Source organism: Marinimicrobium sp. UBA4209, assembly GCF_002381585.1.
Classification (GTDB): domain Bacteria; phylum Pseudomonadota; class Gammaproteobacteria; order Pseudomonadales; family Cellvibrionaceae; genus Marinimicrobium; species Marinimicrobium koreense.
On record NZ_DFTP01000056.1, the window covers coordinates 413 to 4,235 of the forward strand.

Consider the following 3,823-nt stretch of genomic DNA (forward strand, 5'->3'; position numbering starts at 1 on the left):
GTCACTTCGCGAATGTCCTGGCCATCAATGGTGATGCGACCGTCATCGATGTCATAAAACCGGTACAGCAGTCGGGCTATGGTGCTTTTCCCGGCGCCCGAGGCGCCGACGATGGCGACCCGTTGCCCGGCCTGCACTTGAAAGTCCAGGCCTTTGAGAATCGGCCGATCGGTGTGGTAGCCAAACGACACCTGGTTGAACCGCACCTCGCCTCGTTGCACCGTCAGTTCGCGAGCGTCGGGTGCATCTTCAATGTCAGGTTCGCGTTGCAGTAGGCCCAGCATGTTTTCCAGATCCGTCAGCGCCCGGCGCATTTCCCGATACACAAAACCGAGAAAGTTCAGGGGAATGAACAGCTGGATCATATAGGCGTTGACCATGGCCAGGTCACCCAGGGTCATGGTTTTGTCGATGACCGACTGGGTGGCCATGATCATCATCCCGGTAATGGCCGCGGCGATGATCAATGCCTGCCCGGAGTTCAAAGCCAGTAGCGACAGACGGTTTTTGAGTTTGGCTTTTTCCCACTGTTCCAGAAAGGTGTCGTAGGTCTGGGCCTCAAAGGTCTCGTTGTTGAAATACTTCACCGTTTCATAGTTGAGCAGGCTGTCGACCGCTCGGGTGTTGGTGGAGGAGTCGGCCTGGTTGGCCTCGCGCACAAAGCGGGTGCGCCACTCGGTGGTGACCACGGTAAAGCCGATGTAGATGATCACCGCCACCAGAATGATCAGGGCGTACCAGACGGAAAACGCCAGGGTAAAAATGGCGGCGACCATGACGATTTCAAACAGGGTCGGCACGATATTGAACATCAGAAAGCGCATCAGAAAACTGATGGCACTGGTGCCGCGCTCAATATCCCGACTGATGCCGCCGGTCTGTCGGCTCAGATGGAAGTTCAGCTCCAACCGGTGCAGGTGTTCGAACACCCGCAGCCCGATCCGGCGCATGGCCCGCTCGGTGACCCGACTGAAGATGGCGTCCCGCAGCTCGCCGAAGAATACCCCGCCAAAGCGCAAAAACCCGTAGATCAACAGAAAGGCGATGGGCAGTACCAGTTCGGGCTGCAGGCTTCGGTCCACACCATCAATGATATGCTTGAGCGCCCAGGGCATGGCCAGCGTTGCCCCTTTGGCGGCCAGCAATGCCGTAATGGCCAGGACCACCCGACCTTTGAAGTCCCAGAGGTAGGGCCAGAGATAACCCCATACCTCCCGCAGGTTCAGGCGGGGTATGCTGGCGTCTCGCGGTGGGGTTGGTCCGTAAGGGCGGCGCATTGGAAGCTCTCGGTTGCGGGTAAGCTGTGTGCGCATGATGCCAGCTTGGGTCAAAAAAATCTTTGCCCGCGTCCCGATTGTGATGCTGGCAAACAGGAATTCAAAATGATGGAGAACGACGAGTGACAGGATCTGAAACACGCCGGGAAATACTCAATATTGCGATTCTGGTGGTCAATCAGACGCTGTTTATGGTGGCGGCCATTACCGTGATGACGCTCAGTGGCGTGGTCGGTGGCCGGCTGAGCGACACTCCGTCACTGGCCACCCTGCCGATTGCCCTGACCATGGTTGGCGCGGTGGTGTCCACCTTGCCGGCGTCGCTCTTCATGAAGCGGGTAGGGCGCCGCCCGGGCTTTCTGGTAGGGGCACTGCTGGNNCGGGTTGGCGGGCAGCCTTCTGTCATTCTGGTCCATTGCGGAGGGCACCTTCATCGGTTTTTGCCTGGGTAACCTTCTGGTGGGGCTGTATCAGGGGTTTGCCATGTACTACCGGTTTGCCGCGGCGGATGTGGCCCGTCCGGCGATTCGCAGTCGCGCCATTTCCTGGGTCATGGCCGGGGGTGTCGCGGCGGCCTTTCTCGGCCCGTGGAATGCCAGCGCCAACTATGAGTGGCTGACCTTGGTACCCGATGGTGGGCCCTATTTGGTGATGGCGTTTCTCGCGGTGTTGGCGAGCCTGTTATTGGCCCTATTGCGCGTGCCACCTCAGGGTGAGCCCCAGGCCGACGATGTGATGCGGCCCATGAGGGACATTGCCGGGCAGGGTCGCTTTCAGGTGGCTGTGCTGGCCAGCGCGGTCGGCTACGCGATCATGATTCTGGTCATGACCGCGACGCCTTTGGCCATGCTCTCCAAAGGGTTCGAGATGGGGCAGGTCGCCACCATCATGCAGTGGCACGTGCTCGGTATGTTCGTGCCCTCGTTCTTCACCGGAAGTCTGATCGCCCGGTTGGGGCTTTACCGGGTGCTGATGGCCGGTGCCGGGGCGCTGCTGCTGTCGAGCGCAACGGCGGCCTCGGGGGCGAGCTTTGCCCACTTCTGGGTGGCCCTGGTGTTGCTGGGCATCGGTTGGAACTTTCTGTTTGTTGGTGGCAGCGTGATGTTGGCCGGCACTCACTCGGAGTCCGAGCGGGGCAAGGTTCAGGGGATCAATGACCTGATCGTTCTGTCGTTGGTGGCTATCGGTTCACTGCTGGCGGGCACGCTGTTCCATCTGTGGGGATGGGTGGTGTTGAACCTGACCATGGTGCCGTTGGTTATCGCTGTGGTGGTGGCGCTTTGCGTCTGGCAGATACGGTCCTCGGCGCCGGCGGTATCTACCTGAGTTGGCCGGGGCGCGGCATGAAACCGCTCCCCGTGCCGACTATGGTTGCCACTGAAATTGGCCGCTGGTCAGCTGCTGAACCTCGTCCTGTAACGCTCCCACCTCGGCCTGGGGCACGGCGAGGGTCAGGCGGACCTGTTGTTGGTAGTCGACGTCAATGACCACCAGCCCGCGCTGTTGGGCACAGTGTCGAATCCGCTCCTCCAGAGCGAAGTCCACGGTAATGCTGATCTCGGTGCTCGGGGTGATCTCTCGCCACCGGGCGAGATCCAGCGCCTGGGATACCGCGCCGCCGTAAGCGCGCACCAACCCGCCAGCGCCGAGCTTCACGCCGCCGAAAATCCGCACAATCACCGCCAGGGTATCGCCTGCGCCGCGCTGGGTCAGCACATGCAACATGGGTTTGCCCGCCGTGCCGGAAGGTTCACCGTCATCGCTGAAAGCCTGACTGCGTGGCTGGTCCGCGGGGCCCAGAATATAGGCCCAGCAATAGTGGGAGGCACCGGGTTGGGATTGGCGCAGTACCTCGACATGGGCCAGTGCCTGGTCGCGCTCCTGAACCGGAAACAGGTAGGTGTGGAACAGGCTGCGCTTTTCTTCCAGGGTGTGCTGACAGGGTTCGGCCAGCACACGGTAGGGGGCTTGTGGGGGAGGGGTATCGTTCATGGCGCCATTAAACCATAAATGGCGCCCGCTCTGGTGACCGGTGGTAATGGAGTCAGAGCACGGACAGGGGCATATTCAGCGTGCGGTTACTGCTGACTTTACGCTGGATGCGTTGCTGTTCGGTTTCCGCTTCCTGCGCGGCAATCTGTCGCTGTTCCTGCTGTTGATGCCAGGCGATGATGCTGTAGAAGTTGCGGATGTTGCGCACGTAGGTCACCGGCTCCCAGCCGCGGGCGTAGCCGTGCCGGGTGTACTTGTAGTAGGAACGCTTGGCCAGCAGAGGCAGGTGTTCGCGCACATCCACCCAGCGGTCCGGGTCGCCGCCCAGTGCTTGGGTAANNTAATCTTGCGGGCGTCTTCCAGGTGCCCCATGCCCACGTTGTAGGCCGCCAGTGCCAGCCAGGTGCGGTCTTCACCCTGGATGCGCTCGGGCAGGCGATCGTACAGGTTGCGGAAGTATTTGGCCCCGCCGTGAATGCTCTGCTTGGGGTCGATCCGGTTATCGATGCCCATGTCGCTGGCGGCGGCCATGGTCAGCATCATCAGCCCGCGCA

At 61.0% G+C, this 3,823-nt stretch carries 5 protein-coding genes; 1 reads left to right on the forward strand and 4 read right to left on the reverse strand.

Annotated features, from left to right (window positions below):
- A partial coding sequence (locus tag B3187_RS08305) for an ABCB family ABC transporter ATP-binding protein/permease (protein WP_286805696.1) occupies window positions 1–1,277 on the reverse strand: 1,277 nt, incomplete at its 3' end.
- A 384-nt stretch (window positions 1,278–1,661) separates the two neighbouring features.
- On the opposite strand from B3187_RS08305, the gene B3187_RS08310 reads away from it, so the two are divergent.
- Complete coding sequence (locus B3187_RS08310; protein WP_286805698.1) at window positions 1,662–2,603, forward strand: MFS transporter; 942 nt, start codon at window positions 1,662–1,664, stop codon at window positions 2,601–2,603.
- Between the two features lie 39 nt (window positions 2,604–2,642).
- Here the strand turns inward: B3187_RS08310 and B3187_RS08315 are convergent, their stop codons facing one another.
- The 3 genes from B3187_RS08315 to B3187_RS08325 form a co-directional block, all read right to left on the reverse strand.
- Complete coding sequence (locus tag B3187_RS08315; protein ID WP_286805700.1) at window positions 2,643–3,269, reverse strand: IMPACT family protein; 627 nt, start codon at window positions 3,267–3,269, stop codon at window positions 2,643–2,645.
- A gap of 52 nt (window positions 3,270–3,321) precedes the next feature.
- Entirely contained in the window at window positions 3,322–3,477 is a 156-nt protein-coding gene (locus tag B3187_RS08320) for a hypothetical protein (RefSeq protein WP_286805702.1), read from the reverse strand.
- Window positions 3,478–3,482: 5 nt separating this feature from the next.
- A partial coding sequence (locus tag B3187_RS08325; RefSeq protein ID WP_286805704.1) for a transglycosylase SLT domain-containing protein occupies window positions 3,483–3,823 on the reverse strand: 341 nt, incomplete at its 5' end.